Annotated in this window: 22 protein-coding genes; 4 read left to right on the top strand and 18 right to left on the bottom strand. The window is 71.1% G+C overall.

Going from position 1 to position 22,134, the window contains the following annotated elements; translation table 11 throughout:
- Positions 1-189 precede the first annotated feature (189 nt).
- The 6 genes from ACIP79_RS29350 to ACIP79_RS29325 all read right to left on the bottom strand — a co-directional run bounded on the left by ACIP79_RS29350 (position 190) and on the right by ACIP79_RS29325 (position 8,282).
- Positions 190-849: a TetR/AcrR family transcriptional regulator gene (locus tag ACIP79_RS29350; RefSeq protein WP_401227931.1), complete on the bottom strand. Its 660-nt coding sequence runs from the start codon at positions 847-849 to the stop codon at positions 190-192.
- A gap of 106 nt (positions 850-955) precedes the next feature.
- A complete protein-coding gene (locus ACIP79_RS29345) occupies positions 956-1,972 on the bottom strand; it encodes a 1-aminocyclopropane-1-carboxylate deaminase (protein ID WP_401227929.1) in 1,017 nt (338 codons plus the stop codon).
- Positions 1,973-1,989: 17 nt separating this feature from the next.
- On the bottom strand, positions 1,990-2,718 hold the full coding sequence (locus tag ACIP79_RS29340; RefSeq protein ID WP_401227927.1) for a GntR family transcriptional regulator: 729 nt from the start codon (positions 2,716-2,718) through the stop codon (positions 1,990-1,992).
- Between the two features lie 138 nt (positions 2,719-2,856).
- The gene (locus ACIP79_RS29335; RefSeq protein ID WP_401227925.1) at positions 2,857-4,443 is read right to left on the bottom strand and encodes a TROVE domain-containing protein; all 1,587 of its coding nucleotides are present in this window, start codon (positions 4,441-4,443) and stop codon (positions 2,857-2,859) included.
- 479 nt (positions 4,444-4,922) lie between these two features.
- Positions 4,923-6,386 carry an alkaline phosphatase PhoX gene (locus ACIP79_RS29330; protein WP_401227923.1) on the bottom strand — a complete coding sequence of 488 codons (1,464 nt, stop codon included), beginning with the start codon at positions 6,384-6,386 and terminating at the stop codon, positions 4,923-4,925.
- Positions 6,387-6,845: 459 nt separating this feature from the next.
- Entirely contained in the window at positions 6,846-8,282 is a 1,437-nt protein-coding gene (locus tag ACIP79_RS29325; protein ID WP_401227921.1) for a hypothetical protein, read from the bottom strand.
- Between the two features lie 376 nt (positions 8,283-8,658).
- Between ACIP79_RS29325 and ACIP79_RS29320 the strand changes: the two genes are divergently transcribed.
- The gene (locus tag ACIP79_RS29320; protein WP_401227918.1) at positions 8,659-10,485 is read left to right on the top strand and encodes an endonuclease/exonuclease/phosphatase family protein; all 1,827 of its coding nucleotides are present in this window, start codon (positions 8,659-8,661) and stop codon (positions 10,483-10,485) included.
- Positions 10,486-10,563: 78 nt separating this feature from the next.
- Here ACIP79_RS29320 and ACIP79_RS29315 read toward each other — a convergent pair whose 3' ends face one another.
- The 4 genes from ACIP79_RS29315 to ACIP79_RS29300 all read right to left on the bottom strand — a co-directional run bounded on the left by ACIP79_RS29315 (position 10,564) and on the right by ACIP79_RS29300 (position 12,987).
- Positions 10,564-11,301, bottom strand: a complete 738-nt coding sequence (locus tag ACIP79_RS29315; protein ID WP_401227916.1) for an SRPBCC domain-containing protein — start codon at positions 11,299-11,301, stop codon at positions 10,564-10,566.
- Between the two features lie 5 nt (positions 11,302-11,306).
- Positions 11,307-11,930: an ArsR/SmtB family transcription factor gene (locus ACIP79_RS29310; RefSeq protein ID WP_401227914.1), complete on the bottom strand. Its 624-nt coding sequence runs from the start codon at positions 11,928-11,930 to the stop codon at positions 11,307-11,309.
- 218 nt (positions 11,931-12,148) lie between these two features.
- Entirely contained in the window at positions 12,149-12,856 is a 708-nt protein-coding gene (locus ACIP79_RS29305; protein WP_401227912.1) for a hypothetical protein, read from the bottom strand.
- Positions 12,853-12,987: a hypothetical protein gene (locus ACIP79_RS29300; RefSeq protein WP_387188018.1), complete on the bottom strand. Its 135-nt coding sequence runs from the start codon at positions 12,985-12,987 to the stop codon at positions 12,853-12,855. The genes ACIP79_RS29305 and ACIP79_RS29300 overlap by 4 nt, the downstream gene beginning before the upstream one ends.
- A gap of 174 nt (positions 12,988-13,161) precedes the next feature.
- Here ACIP79_RS29300 and dapA point away from each other — a divergent pair, with 174 nt between their 5' ends.
- Positions 13,162-14,067, top strand: coding sequence for a 4-hydroxy-tetrahydrodipicolinate synthase (gene dapA, locus ACIP79_RS29295; RefSeq protein ID WP_401227910.1), 906 nt, complete (start codon positions 13,162-13,164; stop codon positions 14,065-14,067).
- Positions 14,068-14,156: 89 nt separating this feature from the next.
- Entirely contained in the window at positions 14,157-14,660 is a 504-nt protein-coding gene (locus tag ACIP79_RS29290; RefSeq protein ID WP_401227908.1) for a hypothetical protein, read from the top strand.
- Positions 14,661-14,720: 60 nt separating this feature from the next.
- Here the strand turns inward: ACIP79_RS29290 and dapD are convergent, their stop codons facing one another.
- The 4 genes from dapD to ACIP79_RS29270 form a co-directional block, all read right to left on the bottom strand.
- Positions 14,721-15,710: a 2,3,4,5-tetrahydropyridine-2,6-dicarboxylate N-succinyltransferase gene (dapD, locus tag ACIP79_RS29285; protein WP_401227906.1), complete on the bottom strand. Its 990-nt coding sequence runs from the start codon at positions 15,708-15,710 to the stop codon at positions 14,721-14,723.
- Between the two features lie 247 nt (positions 15,711-15,957).
- Positions 15,958-16,494, bottom strand: coding sequence for a TetR/AcrR family transcriptional regulator (locus ACIP79_RS29280; protein WP_401227904.1), 537 nt, complete (start codon positions 16,492-16,494; stop codon positions 15,958-15,960).
- Positions 16,494-16,814, bottom strand: coding sequence for a DMT family transporter (locus ACIP79_RS29275; protein WP_383683927.1), 321 nt, complete (start codon positions 16,812-16,814; stop codon positions 16,494-16,496). Before ACIP79_RS29275 ends, ACIP79_RS29280 begins: the two co-directional genes overlap by 1 nt.
- Before the next feature lie 89 nt (positions 16,815-16,903).
- Positions 16,904-17,902, bottom strand: a complete 999-nt coding sequence (locus ACIP79_RS29270) for a sulfotransferase family protein (RefSeq protein ID WP_401227901.1) — start codon at positions 17,900-17,902, stop codon at positions 16,904-16,906.
- Between the two features lie 304 nt (positions 17,903-18,206).
- Between ACIP79_RS29270 and ACIP79_RS29265 the strand changes: the two genes are divergently transcribed.
- A complete protein-coding gene (locus tag ACIP79_RS29265; RefSeq protein ID WP_401227899.1) occupies positions 18,207-19,190 on the top strand; it encodes an AbfB domain-containing protein in 984 nt (327 codons plus the stop codon).
- A gap of 77 nt (positions 19,191-19,267) precedes the next feature.
- On the opposite strand, the gene ACIP79_RS29260 is transcribed toward ACIP79_RS29265, so the two are convergent.
- The 4 genes from ACIP79_RS29260 to sufC are packed head-to-tail and all read right to left on the bottom strand — an operon-like array spanning position 19,268 to position 22,130.
- Positions 19,268-19,600: a metal-sulfur cluster assembly factor gene (locus ACIP79_RS29260; RefSeq protein ID WP_005477879.1), complete on the bottom strand. Its 333-nt coding sequence runs from the start codon at positions 19,598-19,600 to the stop codon at positions 19,268-19,270.
- Positions 19,597-20,064, bottom strand: coding sequence for a Fe-S cluster assembly sulfur transfer protein SufU (gene sufU, locus ACIP79_RS29255; RefSeq protein ID WP_383683930.1), 468 nt, complete (start codon positions 20,062-20,064; stop codon positions 19,597-19,599). Before sufU ends, ACIP79_RS29260 begins: the two co-directional genes overlap by 4 nt.
- Positions 20,065-20,079: 15 nt before the next feature.
- Positions 20,080-21,348, bottom strand: a complete 1,269-nt coding sequence (locus tag ACIP79_RS29250; protein ID WP_401227896.1) for a cysteine desulfurase — start codon at positions 21,346-21,348, stop codon at positions 20,080-20,082.
- Positions 21,345-22,130, bottom strand: a complete 786-nt coding sequence (gene sufC, locus ACIP79_RS29245) for a Fe-S cluster assembly ATPase SufC (RefSeq protein ID WP_401227894.1) — start codon at positions 22,128-22,130, stop codon at positions 21,345-21,347. Before sufC ends, ACIP79_RS29250 begins: the two co-directional genes overlap by 4 nt.
- Positions 22,131-22,134: the final 4 nt, after the last annotated feature.

The raw sequence follows: 22,134 nt of genomic DNA, 5'->3' as shown, positions 1-22,134 counted from the left end.
GTGTGGGGGGGGGCCCTTTCCTCCACCGCGCCGGGGGGTCCCTCGCCCGCCGCCCCCCCCCCCCCCCCGCGGGGGTGGGGGGCGGGGGGGGGGGGGGGCGGCCCCCCCCCCCCCCCCCCCGACCCCCCACCCACCCCGGCGGCGAGACCCGAACCCCGCAGGCGAACCCCGGCGCCGCCCCCGCCCCGCCTACGCCCGCAACCCCTCCGTGAGCAGCGTCAGATACCGCCGGATGTGCTTCCCCTCGCCATCCGCGAGCTCCGACGCCGCAGCCACGCCATGCGCCAGCCGAAGCACCTCGACCGGCAGCACATCCCCGCGCAGCGCCCCCGCCGCCTGAGCCGCCCCCACCAGCCGGGTGGCCGCCGCCGTCACCGACGTCCCGCACACCGCACGCACGGCGGGCACGGTGGGCACACCTGCACGCGACTCAGCGACCGCGTCGCCCAACACACCGTCGCCCGCGACCGCGTCGCCCAACACACCGTCGCCCGCGACCGCGTCGCCCAACACGGCATCCCCCAGCACCGCCTTGAGCCCTCGCAGCCGAATCATGGACAAACTCAGCTCGTTCAGCCACTCCACCAACGCCTCACCGGCCGGCAACTCCGCCGCGAGCGCGTCCGCGCGAGCGGCGATCGCCTCGATGCTGTCGACGTAGACGGCCTCCAACAGCGCCCGCCGCGTAGGGAAGTGCCGGTACAGCGTGCCGGACCCGACCCCCGCCTTCTTGGCGACGTCGTCGAGCGACGCCCCCTCCCCGTACTCGGCGAAGGCGACCGCCGCCACCCTGAGCAGCCGCTCATAGTTACGCCGCGCGTCCGCCCGCATCGGCCTGACCTGCGCCATCCAGACACTCCTCGCCGCCCGGGGACCCTCTCCGTACCTTACTCAGCCTGGCCACCGGCCCCCGGCCCAGCCCTCAGCCCTCAGCCCCCAGCCCCCGGCGGCCGTCTCAGAACAGCGCGCTGTACGCGTTCAGGGCAGGCTGCCCTCCGAGGTGGGCGTAGAGCACGGTGGAGTCCCGCCCGATCTCGCCCCGCGCCACCAGATCCACCATCCCGGCCATCGACTTCCCCTCGTACACAGGGTCGGTGACCATTCCCTCCGTACGTGCCGCGAGCCGCATCGCGTCGAGCGTGACCTCGTCGGGAATCCCGTACGTACCCGCGTGGTACCGCTCGTCCAGCTCGACGTCCACCTCCGTCAACTCCCGCTTGACACCGATGAGTTGCCCGGTCGCGTGGGCGATCCGGGCGATCTGCGCACGAGTCCGGGCAGGCGCGGCCGACGCGTCGATCCCGATGACGCGCCGCGCCCGTCCACCCGCCTCCTCCAGCGCGGCGAACCCGGCGACCATACCGGCCTGGGTCGACCCGGTCACCGAGCAGACCACGACGGTGTCGAAGAAGACCCCCAAGTCCCGCTCCTGCGCGGCGACTTCATCGGCCCACCCGGCGAACCCCAGCCCGCCGAGCGGATGATCGGAGGCGCCTGCCGGAATGGCGTACGGCTTGCCGCCCGACTCCTCGACCTCCCGCAGCGCCTGCTCCCAGCTCTCCTTGAACCCGATCCCGAACCCGGCCCGCACCAGCCGCACATCGGCGCCGGCCAGCCGGCTGATCAGGATGTTGCCGACCTTGTCGTACACGGAGTCGGGCCACTCCACCCAACTCTCCTGCACCAGAACACACTTGAGTCCGGCCCGCGCGGCACAGGCGGCGACCTGGCGGGTGTGGTTGGACTGCACACCGCCGATCGACACCAGCGTGTCGCAGCCCTGCGCGAGCGCGTCGGCGACGAGGTACTCCAGCTTGCGGGTCTTGTTCCCCCCGTAGGCGACACCGGAGTTGCAGTCCTCCCGCTTGGCCCAGAGCGCGGCACCACCGAGGTGCCCGGTGAGCCGTTCGAGCGGATGCACCGGCGAGGGACCGAAGAGCAGCGGGTAACGGGCGTACGAGGACAGGGACACAAGGCCTCCAGGACAGGTCAGTCGGAGTCGGACGAACCGGACGAGCCGGTGTCGGCGCCGACATCGGAAAGGTCGAGGGCCTCGGAGCCCTCGGAGTCGTCGGGGCCATCGGCAAGATCTTCGAGCCCTCGCCAGATCTCCGCCGTGACGCGGACGGCCTTGTCCACGTCACCGTCGGCACACGCGTCGATCAACTCGTCGTGCAGCCCGGCAGAACGGCAGTTGCCGCCCTCGGCGAAGCGGCGCCGCTCCAGGCGCCGGATCAGCGGGCTGTAGCGGGCGATGGTCGCGGCGGCGGCCCGATTCCCACCGACCCGGACCAGCACGTCGTGCAGCTCGTCGTCGGCACGCAGCGCGCCGCCCACGTCACCGCGCCCCACGGCGTCCGCGAAGCGCGCGTTGGAGTCCCGCATGGCGTCGATGTGGGCGGTGAGAAGCCGGGGTACGGCCACCCGCGTGACCAGCTCGTGCATGGCACCGACGACGGCCGCGGCGTCCCGAACGTCGGCGGCCACAAGCGGGGTCACCCGCGTGTAGCTCTGCGGCTTGGACTCCAGCAGCCCGTCGTCGACGAGCCGGGCGAACGCGTCGCGCACCGGCGCCCGGGACAGGCCGAGCAGCCCGGCCAGCTCGGCGTCCCGCACCACCGCGCCCGGCGCGATGTCACCGGCCACGATGGCGTCCCGTATCGCCTCGTACGCCCGGTCCCTGAGCAGGGTCCGGGGCACGGGCCGTATAGCCTCCATGAACTGAAATGTTAGATGTCAGACCAGGAACCGCACAAGAGCCCGAGCACCACACAAAAGTGCGACCCGCACCGAAGCACGGGCCGCACTCACCGAACCGGCGTTCCTACCCGACCGCCGTCGCGCCCTGCGTACGCCTCACGCCACGGCCCACGGCCAGTCGGCGTCCCGAGCCCCCTCCAACAGCGGCACCATCCGGAACGCGGCGTCCGAGAGCCCCCCGAACGTGTGCCGGTTCCCCTGCCCGGACGGACCGTGCCCGACCCGGTACCCGGCCAGGTTCCAGGTGTAGACCGGCACCTTCGCCGGGACCTGCTCGGTCGGGTCGCCGAAGGAGCTCTGCGAGGCCTGCTCGTCGGTGACGATCAGCACCCGGTCGTGCCTGCGGTAGTGCCGGCGGACCGCCTCGGTCGTGTTGGTCCCGCCGAGGTCGCCGAACCGCTCCAGCACCTTGAGCACCGACTCACCCTCCCGCAGCTTCACCCGCCTGCTGTCGCTGCCGAACTCGACGAGATCCGCGTCCGCGGCCCGCAGCGCGACCGCCGTGCCGAAGATCGCCGCGGCGTCGGCCCGCTTGAGCTCGGAGCGGTCCGAGAGACGCGAGAAGAACATCGAGCCGGACCGGTCGACGAGGACGAGCGTCCGCCCCGGCAGCGCCGGCACGTTGGCCAGCGAGTGGGCGAGCGCCCGCTCCAGCGGGTACGACCAGCGCAGCGAGGGCGCGTGCTGGTAGGCGGCGAGGTAGCGGAACGGGAACTGCCGCGACCGCGCCACCTCCGCCGGGTCACTGATCCTGACGGCGACCCGGGCCGCCACCTCGTCGGACACACCCGCCTCGTCGAAGTTGCGCAGGTTGCGGACCAGCGCCATCGGTCCCATGGACGGGATGACCGCCTCCCAGGCCGCCCTGTCCAGCGGCCCCTGGAGCCAGCCGGCCAGCGCCTCCCAGGTGAGACCGGCCGCCGCGAGCCGCTCGGCACCGTCGGGCCCGGTCACCACCGCGCGCCGCTCGGCGACCGGCAGTGCCATCAGCTCGCGGTGCGCGACAAGCGTCCGGCTGGACGTGGGCGGCACGGCCGTGTCGGGGTGGTGCCGCCGGTCGAGCGCGTACTGGAACAGGTCGCCCTGCCACGCCTTGCCGGGGTCCGGCGCCGCGTGCACCAGGTTGAGGATGTCGCCGAAGCGGTAACCCTTGGACGCGGTGTCGTACTTGAGCAGCGACCTGCCGTTGTAGAGACGTCGTACGGCGTCGGCGATGCCCCGCTTGACGGGCTTGGGCACGTTGCGGCCGTACCGGGAGGTCCAGTAGGCGAGCAGTTCACCGGGCTCGTCCGGGCGGCGCAGCACGGAGGCGACGACCTGGCGGTTGGCCGGTCCGTCCGTGGCGCCCGCGTCGAGGCGCGCCTTCACGTACTCGGCGGCGCCGACGATCGAGGCCGTACGGAGGTTGCCCTCGCCGCGCAGCCAGTCGAGCAGGGCCGCGGTCCACGACGGGTCGGCCACTGCGAGCTCGCGCACCAGCGTGGTGAACCGGTCGTCGCGGTCGTCGCCGTTCTCGTAATAGGTCTTCTGGGAGACGAAGTTGGCCACGGCGAGCAAGAAGAGCTCGGAGCGCCGGTCACGCTCGCGGCCCCGGCCGCCCTGGAAGGTGCGGAGCACTCGCCCCGTGGACGTCACTCGCGAAGTGGGCTGTGCCCTCGCGGACTTGGAGTTGAATCGCGCCATGGTGAATTCCCCCCGAATTCATTGGTGTTCCGGAGGAAGGCGCGACAAATGGAGTGTGCCCGAGTTCAGAGGTCGGCGACGGAACAAAACGGCTGCTCTGCCACTGAGCTACAACGCCCCGAGGGCGAAAACGGGATTCGAACCCGCGACCCGCCGTTCCCAGAAGTAACCGCTGCCTGCGCACCGGGCACACACCATGGGTTGCGCCTCCCGAGATCAAGGTCGGCGGCGGCTCGGATTCTTGTCGAGAGAAGTAGCCGTCGCCTTCGCACCGGGAGGTGCGTGAAGTTGTGGTGTCCAGAGTTCAAGGCCGGCGGAACCGACGTAGGTGCTCTAACCCCTGAGCTACACCGGCGAGTTGTACCGGTGGCGGGACTCGAACCCGCGGCCGCCCCATTATCAGTGGAAGTAGGTCCTGCCTTCGCACCTGGACATCCATCACTCTAGGAGGCGTGCCGCGGGGTGAGCGAGCGAATTAACTAGCCGCGCTTCTGCCGCTTCCAGGGCCCTTTGATGGCCAGCATGATTCCGGGCACCTGGATGTTGGCGAAGAGGGTCCGGCCGTCGGGGGAGAACGTGACGCCGGTGAACTCGCTGTATTCCGGCTCCTCTTCGGTGCCGATATTGAGTTCGTTGCGGGCGATCGGATAGGTACGGCCGCTGTCGGTGGCGCCGAACAGGTGCTGGATGCCTGAGCCGTCCTCGGCGATGACCAGGCCGCCGTACGGGGAGACGGTGATGTTGTCGGGGCCGTCGAGGGGACCGTCGACGGACGGGTCGGCGTTCACGCCGATCAGGACCTTCAGCGTCAGGGTGCGGCGCTTGGGGTCGTAGAACCAGACGGCGCCGTCGTGCGCCTGACCGGGGCTCTCGGCGCGGGCGTACGAGGAGACGATGTAGACGCCGCCGTCGCCCCACCACATGCCCTCCAGCTTGCGGGCGCGGGTGACCTGGCCGTCGGTGAACTGCTTGCGGACGGAGACCGTCCTGGCGTCACGGTCGGGGACGTCGATCCAGTCGACGCCGTAAATGGTGCCGATCCTGGTGGCGCGGGAGAGGTCGTCGACGAACTTGCCGCCGGAGTCGAAGCACTTGAAGGCCTGGTAGGCACCGGCGTCGTCGGCGAGGGTGGCCAGCCGGCCGTGGCCGTGCTCGAAGCCCTGCGGCGGGGTCCAGCGGTACAGGAGCCCGTTGGGGCCCGAGGCGTCCTCGGTGAGGTAGAGGCGGCCGCGCTTGGGGTCGACGACGACGGCCTCGTGGGCGTAGCGGCCGAGCGCCTTGATGGGCTTGGGGTTCTTGTTGCGGCGGCGGTCCTTCGGGTCGACCTCGAAGACGTAGCCGTGGTCCTTGGTGAAGCCGTTGGTGCCGGCCTTGTCCTCGGTCTCCTCGCAGGTCAGCCAGGTGTCCCAAGGGGTGTTGCCGCCGGCGCAGTTGGTGACGGTACCCGCGATGCCGACCCATTCGGCGACCTGCCCGCCGGGGCGGATCTCGACGACCGTGCAGCCGCCGGCCCCGGCGGGGTCGTAGACCAGGCCTTCGGTGAGCGGCACCGGGTGGGGCCACTGGGCGCGGGGGCCGGCCAGCTCGTGGTTGTTGACCAGGAGGGTGGTGCCGCGCGGCCCGTCGAAGGTGGACGTGCCGTCGTGGTTGGAGGGGGTGAACTCGCCCGACTCCAGCTTGGTCCGGCCGCTGTAGGTGATGACGCGGTAGGAGAATCCGGCGGGCAGCGCGAGCAGGCCCTTCGGGTCGGGGATCAACGGCCCGTACCCGACGCCGTGGTGGTGGCCCGCGGACTCCACGCCCTCGTTCTCGGTGTCGGTCTCGGTCTCGGTGGACGCGAGGGCGTTCGGCGCGGTGGCGAGGGCGCCGACGCTGCCGGCCAGCGCGACACCGGCGCCGGTGATGGCGGACTGCCTGGTGAAGTCCCTGCGGGTGAGCGACATGGTGTCTCCTGTGACGGTCGGATAGGACTGTCGTGGGGGGCGGGGTGACGGACCTCCGTATCGGCCACACCGTCCCGCCCGAGCCTGAACGACAGTTGAACGGACGCCGACTTCGGCGGACCCGCTTCCGTGAATCCACCCGCGGCGAGGCTTCTGACCGACGCCGAGGGAACCTTCACGAAGAGATCCGGAAGCCGCAGATCACATCCGAACCCACCATTCGGCGCGAAGCGCCTCGACACCCCGAGCCCTCGGCTCGCCCTTGCCCCCGGCCCGAGCCCCTGCCCCTGCCCCTGCCCCTGCCCTCACGCTCGCACTCGCCCCCGCCCGGACGCCACCCAATCAAGCCCGACCGCGCTCCCCCACGGCCTGTCGGGCGATTCCCGTCCACCCCGCGGGCGACGACAGGAGCCGCCCGACGGACCCACGGCCCCAGCCGTGCTCCCGCACCAACCGGCACTAACCCCCCTGCTGCGACCGCGCCTTGAACGCCGCCTTCCGGGCTTCCTTGGCCACCTTCTTGTCGGGGTGCAGCCTCCCCATCGCCTCCAGCACGTCGGGCGTGGCCGGGTGTTCGACTCGCCAGGCCGCGGCGAAGAAGCCGCTGTGCTGCTGGGCGAGGCCCTCCACCAGGGCCTGGAGTTCGGTCGAGTTGCCCTCGGCCGCGAGCTGCGCGGCCAGGGTGTCGACGGTGAGCCAGAAGACCATCGCCTCGGACGGGACGGGCACGTCGGCCGCCCCGTGCTCGCTCAGCCAGACCCGTGCGAGGCCGCCCAGTTCGGCGTCGTCGAGGACCTCGCGGAGTGCGGGCTCCGCGTCCGCGCCGACGAGGGAGAGCGCCTGCTGACAGCGCAGCCGCCGAAGCGGCGCCCCGGCGTCGGCCCCACGGGCCGCGGCGAGCAACTCCCGCGCGGCGGGCAGCGGTTCGCGCCGGGCGAGCCACTGCTCGGTCTCGGCCTGCGCCGCGGCGGGCGGGAAGGCGGAGGTACCGTCGAGCAGCGCGTCGGCACCCTTGTCGGCCAGATCCCCGACCGCGGGGGCTGACAGCCCCGCTTCGAGGAGCCGGGCCCGGATGCCGTAGAGGCCGAGCGGTGTCAGCCGTACCATCCCGTACCGCGTGACGTCCGTGTCGTCGAAGGAGGCCGCCGGGTCCGCCCGCTCGTCGTCGGGCTCCGCCATCAGCGCCTCGTCGACCGGCTGGAAGTCGACGATCCCGATGGGTTCGAGGAGCCGGAACTGGTCGTCGAGCCGCATCATCGCGTCCGACACCTGCTCCAGGACGTCGTTGGTCGGCTCCCCCATGTCGTCGGGGACGATCATCGACGCCGCCAGCGCGGGCAGCGGCACGGGACCGCCGCCGGGGCCCTCCTCGCCCACGGTGAGCAGATACAGGTTGCCGAGCACCCCGTCGAGGAAGTCGGCCTCAGCCTCCGGATCCCAGTCCAGGGAGGAGAGGTCGATCTCGCCGCTCTCGTCCATGGCCTCGACGAGATCGTCGAGGTCGGGCACGGTCGCGTCGGCCAGTACCGTGTCCAGCGCGCTCAGCCAGACCCCGAGGACGTCCTGCGGCGCCCCGGAGGTGAGCAGCGCGAGGTCCTCGCCCGTGGTGACCGTGCCCTCCTCCTCGTCCACGATGTCGACGAGCCCGGTGTCCACGGCCACCCGCCAGGCCTCACCGGCGTACGCGGCGGCGTCGTCGCCGGTCAGTCCGAGTTCGGCCGCGGCGCCCGGGAGCTGTTCCTCGGTGAGTTCGCCTCCCGGGCCGACCCGGATGTCCGGACCGGCCCAGCGGGCCAGTCGCGCGGCGCGGGAGAGCAGCGGCGCGGCGAGCGCGTCCCGCGCCAGCTCGGCTTCGGAGTGCAGCCGCACCGGCGGCAGGGGGGAGCTGTCTGACATCGGCTGGGTTCTCCTCCGGACATGCAGGACAAGCGGTGCGGACGGACATGCAGGACAAGCGGTGCGGGCAGGTGGTGCGATCCGGCGACCGCGGGCAGCGCCCGCGCCACGAGCAACGCCGACAGTACAAGCGCCGCACCGACCCCTCAGCCTAGACGGATTTCCACCCATGCCGCCCGGTTCATGTCCCTGACAGGCGCCGTACACCGCTGAAACCTTGACAACTCCCCCGCCCACGCACGAGATTGACGCGCGTAGAAGCAGGGAAGCCGTCGGCCTTTCTGTGTCTACGCGCGTCACCCGCCCCACACGGATCGCGCTTCCCCACGGCTCCATCCTCGTCCCGGCGCCCACGTACGTCCCCGGAGGGATTCCCTTGCCGAGCAAGAGAACCGCGCGCACAGGCGCGCTGACCGTCGCCGCGGTCTGTTCCACCGTTTCCGCCGTGGTGCTCACGACACCCGCCCACGCGGACACCCTTCACATTCGCGATATCCAGGGCACCACCCGGACCTCCCCGTACGCGGGCCAGGCGGTCACGGACGTGGCGGGCATCGTCACGGGTGTGCGCACCTACGGTTCGTCGCGGGGTTTCTGGATCCAGGACCCGAACCCGGACGACGACCCGGCCACCAGTGAGGGCGTCTTCGTCTTCACCAGCTCCGTCCCGAAGGTCGCGGTAGGCGACTCGGTCACGGTGTCGGGCTCGGTCTCCGAGTACGTCCCGGGCGGCGCCACGACCGGCAACCAGTCGATCACGGAGATCACCAGGCCCGTGGTGACCGTGCTCTCCAGCGGCAACGCCGTCCCCGCCGCGACGGCTGTGACCGCCAGGTCGGTCCCGGCCCTCTACACCCCCGCGGGCGACGCGGCCGCGGCCGGCTCGGTCAACGGCCTCACGCTGCGGCCGAAGAAGTACGCCCTGGACTTCTACGAGTCCCTTGAGGGCATGAACGTCAAGGTCTCCGACGCGCGCGTGGTCACCGCGACCGACCCGTACACCGAGCTGTGGGTCACGGTGAAGCCGCGGGAGAACGACAACCGCCGCGGCGGCACGGTGTACGGCTCGTACACCTCGCAGAACACCGGGCGCCTCCAGATCCAGTCGCTCGGCGCGACCGCCGACTTCCCGGACGCGAACGTGGGCGACGAGCTCACCGGCACCACCGCGGGCCCGCTGGACTACAACCAGTTCGGCGGCTACACCCTCGTCGCCAACCAGCTCGGCGCCCTGGAGGCAGGCGGCCTGGAGCGCGAGACGACGCGGAAGCAGTCGCGGACCGAGCTGGCCGTGGCGACGTACAACGTCGAGAACCTGGACCCGGGCGACTCCTCGTTCGCCGCCCACGCGTCCGCGATCGTGAACAACCTGCGGTCGCCGGACATCCTGTCCCTGGAGGAGATCCAGGACAACAACGGCGCGACGAACGACGGCACGGTCGCCGCCGACGAGACCGTCCGGAAGCTGATCGACGCGATCGTCGCGGCGGGCGGCCCGGCGTACGACTGGCGTTCCATCGACCCGCAGGACGGCACGGACGGGGGCGAGCCGGGCGGCAACATCCGCCAGGTCTTCCTCTTCGACCCCGAGCGGGTCTCCTTCACGGACCGCGCGGGCGGCGACGCGACGACCGCCGTCGGGGTCACCAGGCAGCACGGCAAGGCGGCCCTCACGGTCTCCCCCGGCCGCGTCGACCCGGCCAACTCGGCCTGGACGACCAGCCGCAAGCCGCTCGCGGGCGAGTTCGTGTTCCGCGGCAGGACGGTCTTCGTGATCGCCAACCACTTCGCGTCGAAGGGCGGCGACCAGGGTCTGACCTCGCAGTACCAGCCGCCCGTGCGCAGCTCGGAGACCCAGCGCCACCTCCAGGCGACCGCGGTGAACACCTTCGTCAAGGAGATCCTCGCGGCCCAGAAGAACGCGGACGTCGTCACCCTCGGCGACATCAACGACTTCGAGTTCTCCGGTACGACGAAGCTCCTGGAGGACGACGGCGCGCTCTGGTCGGCGATCAAGTCGCTGCCGAAGAGCGAGCGTTACACGTACGACTACCAGGGCAACAGCCAGGTTCTCGACCAGATCCTGGTCAGCCCGTCGATCCGCCGGGACCACGACTTCGAGTACGACAGCGTGCACATCAACTCGGAGTTCCACGACCAGATAAGCGACCACGACCCGCAGGTGCTGCGGTTCAAGCCGTAACCCTGTGTGCGGACGAGCTCGGCCCCGTCGTCCGGGGGGCCGGGCTCGTCCCGTGCGTGGATCGCGGCAGGCCCGGGATCACGCGGTGAAGGCGTCGTTCAACCAGCCCTGCCAGGCGGCCTCGTTGTGCTTGGCGTCCGCGTCGGGCGCGAAGTCGTGGACGCTGATGCCCACCGGCGCGCCCCAGTGGTTGCGTCCGAAGACGCGGATGAGGGCGTTGTCCGTGCGCAGCCCGATGAAGTACGGGTCGCGGTAGTCGAGTACGGCGTCGAGCTCCTGCCCCTCGGGGCCGCGGACCCGCACGCTCGCGCCCTCGGCGGTGTCGTCCGCGAGGCCGAGCGCCCGGCCGACGGTGTCGAGGGCGTCGGGCGCCTTGGAGGTCTCGGGGCCGTCGAAGGTGGCGAACGCGAGCGGACGGCCGTTGAAGTGCGTCACGTACTCGCGCAGGGTGCGCAGGTAGAAGGCGTTGTGCTTGTTCGCGCCGTCGTACTGGTTGTCCCAGTCGTCGACGAAGATCCCGCTGTGCACGTACCGCACCCAGGCGCGACGGCCGCCCTCGCGCGGTTCGATGGTGTAGTCGAGCTGGTTGAGGGTCTGCTGGTTGATGCCGTCGACGTCCTCGACGCGGTTCGTGTAGCGGAGCGGCGGGTCCCAGGTCGTGATCGTGGACCCGAAGGGCCCCGCCCCTCCCTCACGCGGCTCGGGCGCCTCCATCGGCCACAGCCAGCCGCCGACGCCTTCGGTGATCGCCTCCCACACCTGCTCCGGCGTGGCGTCGATCTCGATCTCGTGGGCGCTCTCGAATTCCTTGGACATGGTGGTCACTCCTCGGTACTGATGGGCGGTTCGGCCGCCGGGGCCTGGGGTTTCAACGTGGGGTGGAGCGCGAGGACGATCCGGTGGTCCCGGCCCCCCACGGCGTCGGGGGCGTCGTACTTGCGGATCAGTCCGCCGACGCCCGCCGTCAGCTCCTCGATGAACGCGGCGCGGTCGGCGGCGGAGGCGAAGGTCACCTGGCCGTCGAGCGCGTACGTGGCGAGCCGCTTGCGCGCCTTCGCCGCGCCGGTGATCAGCGAACCGACGTCCCGGACGAGCCGGGCGCCGAGCGCGAGCAGCCAGCGGGCGGAGAGCTGGTCGCGGAAGCGGTCCGGGTCGGGCTGCACGGCGGCCAGGGCGAGCGGCGAGATGACGTACGACGCGGCGGTCGCGCGCATCAGCCGCTCGGTGACATTTCCCTTGCGGCGTTCGCCCGCCAGCTCGACCAGGCCGTGCCGCTCCAGCGCCTTGAGGTGGTAGTTCACCTTCTGCCGGGGCAGTCCGACCTTGGCGGCCAGCATGGCGGCCGAAGCGGGCCCGGCGGCCAGCTCGGCCAGCAGCCCGGCCCTCGTCGGATCCAGCGAGACGGCGGCTGCCTCTGCGTCCTCGATCACGGTCACGTCCAACATGGCTCCACCATCTCACCGAACACTTTTTTTGTCCAGGCGATTCGAATTGTCGGCGAGGAGTGGCGCGGGGCAGCGAAGCTGAAAAGCGATGTCAGCGGTACGCGCCAATTGGGAACGCCTGGGAACACCAGTTCGATACGACAGGAAGGCGCGCCACGTCACAGGACCGGACGGACCAGCCGTATCCGTATCCACCGACCACGCCGGGAGCCGGACGATCAGCCGGGCGGCGGCGACCCGCGCCCGTCGAGCCGGGCCAACTGGCTCTGGAACCAGTCGAGTCGGGCCTGCAACAGCGCGGCCTCGGCGACCAGCTCGGACACCCCGAGCCCGGACTCGGGCGCGCCGGATCCGGAGGCCGCGCCGAGCCCGTCGGCGAGGGCCGGCACGCCGCCGGTGGCCCGGACCCGCAGGCCCTCCCCGGCCAGCCGCGCGAAGGAGGCGAGCGAGAGCGACGTACGGCCGCGTACGCATCCCGCGCAGGCCGCCGTCAGGGCGCGGCACCCCGGCCGCCCCCAGCCCGCGTCGGCCAGGGCGCCGGCCGCCGCGCCGCAGGCGCAGGGACTGACCGTCGCGGTGCGCACCCGCTGACGGGCGTACCGGAAACCGCGCTCGAAACGGATGTAGGAGCCGAGCACGGACACTTCGAGGAGGACGGCCGCGCGATGCTCGGCGGTGCACAACAGCGCCTCGGCCGTGGTCCGTTCGTGCACACAGTGGAAACCGCAGTCGCAGCGCCGGTGCGGTGCCCGGTGCCGCCGCCCGTAGACGCAGCCCGCTTCGTCCAGCACGCCGTACGGCAGCGCGCCGCCCAGCGAGACGCCGGTGAACCCGGCCCGGGTGCCGTCCTGGGACAACACCGGGTGGGCGATCTTGTATCCGGTCGGCGGCTCCGTCGGTCGTTCCTCGGGGAGCCGCAGCCTCATCGGGCTACCGGCACCTCTTCGGGCACCGAGGCCTCCGACTCCTGCACTTCCTCAGGAAGCCGCAGATCCTCGTCGTGCGCCTGGGTCTTCTCCTCCGCGACTCCGGTGGCGAGTGCCTTGCCGAGCCTCATGACGCCTCCCGCGATGTGCCGTCGACTTCCCGTCCCGGCCATGGTGACCCATACCGACCCGAGTTGGCACCAGTGCCTCCCGACGGACGCCCCGGCAACCGCGTAGCACCGCTCACCAATATCTCGTAGAAGAATTAAGTGGAGCTTCACGATCGGGTTGCCGACACTACTTCCATGACGACCTCGGCCCACCGCACTCCGCCCTTCGGCCGCGCCCTCTGCGCGATGGTCACGCCCTTCACCGAGGAGGGTGCGCTGGACCTCGACGGGGCACGGCTGCTCGCCGACCGGCTGGTCTCCGAGGGCTGCGACGGGCTGGTCCTGTCCGGGACGACGGGCGAGTCGCCGACCACGACGGACGCGGAGAAGTCGGCACTGGTGCGGGCGGTCCGCGAGGCGGTCGGTGACCGGGCCCGGGTCGTCGCGGGCATCGGCACCGCGGACACCCGGCACACCGTGGAACTCGCCCGGGAGGCCGAGAAGGCGGGCGCCGACGGCCTGTTGGTGGTCACCCCGTACTACAGCCGGCCTCCGCAGGACGCCGTCGAGGCGCACTTCCGGGAGGTCGCGGACGCCACCGGGCTGCCGCTCGCGCTGTACGACATCCCCGGGCGCACCGGCACCCGCATCGAGCCGGACACGATGATCCGGCTCGCCGGGCACCCCCGGATCGTGGCGGTCAAGGACTGCGCCTACGACCTACTGGGCACCCAGAAGGTGCTGGCCCGCACGGAGTTGGCGTACTACACGGGCTGCGACGAGTACGTCCTCGCGATGCGCGCGATCGGCGGCTCCGGCTTCATCAGCACGGTCGCGAACGTGGCTCCCCGTCAGTTCCGGGCGATCCTGGACGCGTTTGACAGGGGCGACCCGGCCGAGGCGGCCCGGCTTCAGCAACAGGCCATCCCGCTCATCGAGTCGATGATGTCCGCCGGCCTCCCCGGCACGGTCACGGCGAAGGCCCTCCTGACCGCACTGGGGCTACCCGCGGGCCCGGTCCGCCCACCCCCGCGACCCGCCTCCCACGAGACGGTCGTCAAACTTCTGTCGGCCTACGAGGAGTTGGCCCACGCGAGCTGAACAGGCGCCGCCGCCGGTCGAGGGACCCGCCTCGCACCCCGCCCGAAAATGGCCGGACCGATCCCCCGGCCCTCGCTTACCGTGACTGCGTGAGCCGACCCCTGCTGTTCCTCGATGTCGACGGCCCCCTCAACCCGTACGCGGCGCAGCCGGAGCGGCGGCCCGAGGGCTATACGACGATCCGGGTGACCCTGAACACCGGCAGGCGCCTGCGTGTCTGGCTGCACCCCGACCACGGCCGGGCCCTCCTCGGACTCGGTTACGAACTGTGCTGGGCCACCACGTGGATGGACTCCGCCAACCGCTGGATCGCCCCGGTCATCGGCCTGCCAGAACTGCCGTACGTCGACTTCACCGGCGTCCTCTTCGCCGAGCGTCCCGACGGGGTGCACTGGAAGACCGAGCGGATCGTGGCGTACGCGCGGGGCCGCCCCTTCGCCTGGGTGGACGACGAACAGAGCCCGGCCGACGGCACGTTCGTCGGTGCCCATCACCCCGGGCCCGCGCTGCTGCTCCACGTCAACCCCCGACTCGGCCTGCGCGAGGAGGACTTCGCGGCGCTGGCCGAGTTCGCGAACACCGCGCGGGAATGACGAAGTGCCCTCCCGCGTACGGCGGAAGGGCACTCGGAGTACGCCGGCCGGGGCCGGGACTCAGTTGTGGCTGTGGAGCACCTCGTTGAGGCCGCCCCACACCGCGTTGTTCGGCCGCGCCTCGACCGTTCCGGTGACGGAGTTGCGGCGGAAGAGGATGTTCGACGCCCCGGAGAGCTCACGGGCCTTGACGATCTGTCCGTCGGGCATGGTCACCCGGGTGCCGGCGGTGACGTAGAGCCCGGCCTCGACCACGCACTCGTCGCCGAGGGCGATCCCGACGCCCGCCTCCGCGCCGACCAGGCAGCGCTCGCCGATGGTGATACGGACGTTGCCGCCGCCGGACAGGGTGCCCATGGTCGAGGCGCCGCCGCCGATGTCGGAGCCGTCGCCGACGACGACCCCGGCGGAGATGCGGCCCTCGACCATCGACGTGCCGAGCGTGCCGGCGTTGAAGTTCACGAAGCCCTCATGCATGACGGTCGTGCCCTCGGCGAGGTGCGCGCCGAGCCGGACCCGGTCGGCGTCGGCGATGCGGACGCCCTTCGGCGCGACGTAGTCCGTCATGCGGGGGAACTTGTCGATGGACGTCACGGCCAGGTGGAGCCCCTCGGCGCGGGCGTTCAGCCGTACCTTCTCCACGTCGTCCACGGCGACCGGGCCGAGCGAGGTCCAGGCGACGTTGGCGAGGTGGCCGAAGATGCCGTCCAGGCTCTGGCCGTGCGGGCGTACGAGGCGGTGCGAGAGCAGGTGCAGGCGCAGGTAGGTGTCGTGCGCGTCGAGCGGCTTCTCGTCCAGCGAGGCGATGACCGTACGGACCGCGACCACCTCGACGCCACGGCGGGCGTCGGGTCCGACGGCCTTCGCGGCGCCCTCGCCGAGCAGTTCCACGGCGCGCTCGGCGGACAGCCGCTCGGTGCCGGCCGGACCGGGCTCGGCGGAGAGCTCGGGGGCGGGGAACCAGGTGTCGAGGACAGTGCCGTCGGTGGTGACAGTGGCGAGCCCGGCGGCAACGGCGCCGGTGGTGCGGGGTGCAGTCGTGTCGGTCATAGGGGAAACCTAACCGGCCGGGGGCCGGGGATGCGAACCAGCGTGCGGGGCGTCTCAGGTGCCGGTCGGTGACGCGGCGACGCCCCGCCGGCTCACCTCCCAGGGAAGCGCCCCGGCCGACCGCCCTCCCGACGCACGGCCTGGTCAGCCCGTGCCCGGCCCCGCCCGCCGTCTTCCCGAGCTCCCGCCCTCCACCGGCGGAAGACCGACGAGAGCGGCCCGATCAAAGGACCACCGAGAGCGGCCGTCAGCGGACCAGCCGCCCCAACACCTCCCGCGCGTACGCCTCGTCGTACTCCGCGCCCGTCAACAGCACCTGGAGGCAGATCCCGTCCAGCGCCGCGACCAGCGCCCGCGCGGTCACCGGGTCCGTGCGGCGGGTCAGCCGCTCGGCGAGGTCCTCGGCCCACTCGGCGGCGACCGGACGCAGCGCGGGGCGGCGGAGCGCGGCGAGATACAGCTCGTACTCCAGTTCCACGCCGGTACGGTCGCCGGCCAGCCACTCGCCCATCCAGCCCGCGAGTTCCCCGGCCAGGTCGGCGCGCGGGTCCTCCAGACCGCCGCGCGCGGCGACCACCTTGGCGAAGCCCTCGTTGGCCTGGCGCAGGGCGGCGACCAGCAGTTCGTCGAGGGTCCTGAAGTGGTATGTGGTGGAGCCGAGCGGCACATCGGCCTCGGCGGCGACGGAGCGGTGGCTCAGCCCGGCGATGCCCTTCGCCCCGACGACCCGGATCGCCGCGTCGATGATCCGCTGGCGCCGCTCGGGGTCGTACCGGCGTGCCATCAGTGCGCCCCGCCGAGGTTCAGCAGCACGACCCCGCCGATGATCAGCGCGATCCCGGCCACCTTCGCGGCGTTCAGCCCCTCGCCGAGGAACACCATGCCGATCGCGGCGATGGCGGCGGTCCCGACCCCGGCCCAGATCGCGTAGGCCGTGCCGACCGAGACGGTCTTGAGGGTCTGCGCGAGCAGCGCGAAGGCGATGACGTAGCCGAGCAGGGTCACCAGCGACGGCCACAACCTGCTGAAACCGTCGCTGTACTTCATGGCCGTGGTCGCGGCCACCTCCGCGGCGATGGCGCCGACGAGCATCACATATCCCATGTGTACGAGTGTACGCATCGATGTGTACGTCAGTACGCAGGATCCGCGCCCCAGGAGCGCACCCTGCCCGGATCCGCCAGGTCGTGTCGTCAGAACTCCGAGGAGGTCATCAACTCGTATGCCACCGGCCCCGGTTCACACAGCCGCGTCAGGCGGTCGAACATCCGCCGCTTGGCGTGGGCGGCCTGGCGCATGGTCACCACCTTGCGGTAGCGCAGGAGTTCGGCGGGGTCGGGGCGTACGGCCCCGGCGAGTTCGTAGCCGCGCGAGACGAGCCGGTCGCCGAGCACCTCGTCACACAGGGTGATCTGACTGGGTGTCAGTCTGGTGGTCCAGCTGCCGGCCCGCGAGCTGTCGAGGGCGCCGTGGGTACGGCGGTGCCAGGTCTTGCGGGTGGGTACGGCCACCTCGGCGATGCGGTACGGCTCACTCATCTCAGGCACGTACTCCTCACCCAAGTACCGGCACACGCGCTGGAGTTGGCCCTCCGGATCGGTCACGAGGTCCTCGAAGCGCAGCTCGTGCCAGCTGTCGGGCCCGAGCCTGCGCGCGTAACCGCGGGTGGTGTCCATGACCTGGGCCCAGGTGGCGACGGCCTCGTGGAAGCCGCGGTGCCACCAGGGCATGCCGAGGAGCGAGGCGGCACAGTCCCGGCCGTCCCGGACGAGATGGATGAACTGCGCGTCGGGAAACAGCCGCAGCAGCTCCGCCACCCGCAGCGCGTACGCGGGCCGCTTGTCGCCCCAGCGCACCTTCCCGTGCTCCTCGGCGTAGGACCTGAGCGCGATGCCCAGCGCGGACCCGAGCGTCGGCGGCCCCTCGGTGATCCGCTCGGCCACCCGCCCGGCGTCCAGCCCGAGTTCGTGGAACCGCGTCTCCTCACGCCCGGTGATCCACCGCGCGAGCCCGGCCCGGTTGCCCCGCTCCCGCAGGTCCCCGAAGCCCAGCCGCTCCTCGTACGCGGGCAGGATGAAGCGAGTCTCGGGCGGCAGTGCGATCCGCGGATGGGCGTGCAGCATCAGTTGCAGCAGCGTGGTACCCGAGCGGGGGCAGCCGAGGACGAAGACGGGTCTTACAGGAGCAGGCACCACTCCACGCTGCCGCGCCGCCATGGGCCCGCACTGGGACCGCGCTGGGAATGCCCTGTGAACCCGGGCTCGTCGCGGGCCCTCCACAGGAGGCCGCCGGGCCGTGAAATCCCTTGGATCGGTGCGGGAAACGACTCCTCCGGAGTCACTCGGTCCACTACTGTTTCACCAGTCGCACACATGGTCTCCATGGCCACCGCCTGTCCGTGTGCCCGCGCCTCCCCTTTCTCGGGCCGGCATCCGCTCCCGGCTCGGACCAGAAGACGAATCCGCGTACGCCACGGGCGGCGCTGGAGGAGCTCGCATGCCACCAACGAATCCGGAGCCCGGGGCCGATGGGCCCGCCGACTCCACGGAGAGACCGGCCCCCTCCACGGAGATCACCGCCTGGCGACCCACCGCGCACGGCGCTCCCTACCCGGCGGAGATGCCGCCCTTCGCCGAACTCCCGATCCCGTGGATGACCGACGAGGCCGAGGCGGAGACCCGGCTGCCCGGCACCCGGCGGCTGTGGCTGGCCGGCGGGCTCGCGGTGGCGGTACTCATCGCCACCGCGACCGCGATCGCCGTACTGGACAAGGGAACTGACGCCGCGTCACAGGACCGGGCGAACCAGCCGCTTTCCGACACGGGGGTCCCGTTCATACCCGGCGTCTCCGACCTGCCCACCGGCTCGGCCGTGGCGCCGACCGGAAAGGCCACCGCTTCCGCCGCGCTCTCGCCGTCCCCGACCGCCTCACCGGGCGCCGCCTCGCCGAACGCCTCGGGACAGGGTTCCGACGGCAAGCCCGTCCCCGTGCCGTCGAAGTCGACCGCGTCGGAGAAGCCCTCCGCGACCGCGACCGCCGACGTGCTGATCTCGGTCCGGTCGGTGGACCGTCGCGACCTGTACTGGCGGGTGAGCGGCGGCTTCGTCCGGCTCGACCGGGTGAGCGAGCGGAGTCCGGCCGCGACGCGTCGGGAGGCGAGCTTCGGCCAGGTCAAGGGCCTCGCCGACCCCTCCTGCTACTCCTTCGCCACCACCGACGGCGGCTATCTGCGCCATCGCGACTTCGTCCTGCGCGCCGAGCGCGACGACGGCTCCGCCCTCTTCGAGAAGGACGCGACCTTCTGCCCGCGACAGGTGGGGCGCTCCGGCGCGGTCGTGCTGGAGTCGGTCAACTACCCCGGCCACTACCTGCGCCACCGCGACTTCCAGCTCCGCCTGGAACGGTACGGGAAGAACCGCCGCGACCGCGGAGACCGGGACGAGGGCTGGGCGTTCCGCCTGGTGAAGGGCCTGGGCTGAGCGTCGGAGAGGGCCTGCGGACAGCTGTGGCCCCCGGCGTGTGCCGGGGGCCAGGGAACCGAAGCGGCTCGGCCGACTCAGACGTTGAAGCCGAGCGCCCGAAGCTGCTCGCGTCCGTCGTCCGTGATCTTGTCCGGGCCCCACGGCGGCATCCAGACCCAGTTGATGCGCAGCTCGTTGACGATGCCGTCCGTCGCGGACTTGGCCTGGTCCTCGATGACATCGGTCAGCGGGCAGGCCGCGGACGTCAGGGTCATGTCGATGGTCGCGATGTTCGCGTCGTCGATGTGGATGCCGTAGATGAGGCCGAGGTTGACGACATCGATGCCCAGCTCGGGGTCCACGACGTCGTACAGCGCCTCGCGGACCTCCTCCTCCGAGGCAGGTTTCATCTCGAGGGTCTCGCTCATGCCGTCTTCCTTTCAGCGGCGTCCGGGCCCAGTGCCTGGGCCGTCGCGTCCTTCCACGCCATCCAGCTGAGCAGCGCGCACTTCACCCGGGCCGGGTACTTGGAGACGCCGGCGAACGCGACCGCGTCCTCCAGCACCTCCTCCATCGCGTCGTCCGGCTCGATGCGGCCCTTGGACTGCATCAGTTCCAGGAAGGTCTCCTGGACCTTCTGCGCGTCGGGCAGGTCCTTGCCGACGAGCAGGTCGTTCAGCACGGACGCCGAGGCCTGGCTGATGGAGCAGCCCTGTCCCTCGTACGAGATGTCCGTGATCCGCTCACCGTCGTACTTCACGCGCATGGTGATCTCGTCGCCGCACGTCGGGTTGACGTGGTGCACCTCGGCATCGCCGTCCCGCAAGCCCCGCCCGTGCGGGTGCTTGTAGTGGTCCAGGATGACTTCCTGGTACATCGAATCAAGCTTCACGACTCAGCCAGCTCCTCAGCCGAAGAAGTTCCGTACGTGCTCCAGGCCGTCGACCAGGGCGTCGACCTCGGCCGGCGTGGAGTACAGATAGAACGACGCTCTCGTGGTCGCAGGAATTCCGTACCGCAGGCAGACCGGGCGTGCGCAGTGGTGGCCGACGCGGACCGCGATGCCCTGTTCGTCGAGGACCTGGCCCACGTCGTGCGGGTGGATGTCACCCAGCGTGAACGAGATCGCCGCGCCGCGGTCCTCGGCCGTGGTCGGGCCGATGATCCGCAGGTCCGGGACCTCCAGCAGCCGCTTCACCGCGTACTCGGTGAGCGCGTGCTCGTGGGCCAGGATCTTGTCCATGCCGATCGCGGAGAGGTAGTCGATGGCCGCGCCGAGACCGACCGTCTGGGCGATCGGCGGGGTGCCCGCCTCGAACTTGTGCGGCGCCGGGGCGTAGGTCGACGAGTGCATCGACACCGTCTCGATCATCTCGCCGCCGCCGAGGAACGGGGGCAGGTCCTCCAGCAGCTCCTGGCGGCCCCACAGCACGCCGATGCCCGTCGGACCGCACATCTTGTGACCGGTGAAGGCCACGAAGTCGGCCTGGAGGGCCTGTACGTCCAGCGGCATGTGCGGTGCGGCCTGCGAGGCGTCGATCAGGACCAGGGCCCCGACCTCCTGCGCGCGGCGCACTATCGCCTCGACCGGGTTCACGGTGCCCAGGATGTTCGACACCAGCACGAAGGAGACGATCTTCGTCTTCTCGGTGATGATCTCGTTGATGTTCGAGAGGTCGAGGCGGCCGTCGTCGGTAAGGCCGAACCACTTCAGCTTCGCGCCCGTACGCTGCGACAGCAGCTGCCACGGCACGATGTTGGAGTGGTGCTCCATCTCCGTGATGACGATCTCGGTCTCGTGGTCGACCCGGTAGGGCTCGTCGGCCCAGCCGAGCATGTTGGCCACGAGGTTGAGCGACTCGGAGGCGTTCTTGGTGAAGATCACCTCGTCGCGGCTCGGCGCGTTGATGAAGGCGGCGACCTTGTCGCGCGCGCCCTCGTACAGCGCCGTGGCCTCCTCGGCGAGCACATGCACACCGCGGTGGACGTTGGCGTTGTACTGCTCGTAGTAACCACCGAGGGCGTCCAGCACCTGGCGCGGCTTCTGCGAGGTCGCCGCGTTGTCCAGGTACACGAGCTTCTTACCGTCGTGGACCTGGCGGTCCAGGATGGGGAAGTCCTTGCGGATCGCCTCGGTGTCGAGGAGGCCGGGGAGCCCACGGTGGGAAGGGGTCACGCGGATACGCCACCCTTCGTGTCGACTCCGTCGAGCTTCGCGTAAGCCTCGTAACCCTCGTTCTCCAGCTTGTCGGCGAGCTCGGCGCCGCCGGACTCGACGATGCGGCCCGCGGAGAAGACGTGCACGAAGTCGGGCTTGATGTAGCGCAGGATGCGCGTGTAGTGGGTGATGAGCAGGGTGCCCACCTCGCCGCTCTCGCGGACCCGGTTGACGCCCTCGGAGACGACGCGCAGGGCGTCGACGTCCAGGCCGGAGTCGGTCTCGTCGAGGATCGCGACCTTGGGCCGCAGCAGCTCCAGCTGAAGGATCTCGTGACGCTTCTTCTCACCGCCGGAGAAGCCCTCGTTCACGTTGCGCTCGGCGAAGGCCGGGTCCATGTTGAGGCGCTCCATGGCCTCGCGGACCTCCTTCACCCACGTACGCAGCTTGGGGGCCTCGCCGCGTACGGCGGTGGCCGAGGTGCGCAGGAAGTTGGAGACGGAGACGCCGGGGATCTCGACCGGGTACTGCATCGCCAGGAAGAGGCCCGCGCGGGCGCGCTCGTCGACGGACATCTCAAGGACGTCCTCGCCGTCGAGGGTGACGGTGCCGCCGGTGATCGTGTACTTGGGGTGGCCCGCGAGCGAGTAGGCGAGGGTCGACTTGCCGGAGCCGTTCGGGCCCATGATGGCGTGGGTCTCGCCCTGCTTCACGGTCAGGTCGACGCCCTTGAGGATCTCCTTCGTGGCGTTGTCGGCCTCGACGGTGACGTGCAGGTCGTGGATTTCAAGCGTTGCCATGGGT

Origin of the sequence: Streptomyces sp. NPDC088747 (genome assembly GCF_044751025.1) — a bacterium.
Lineage (GTDB): Bacteria > Actinomycetota > Actinomycetes > Streptomycetales > Streptomycetaceae > Streptomyces.
Note: the sequence above shows the minus strand (reverse complement) of the source record. Positions and strands in the feature narration are given on the sequence as shown.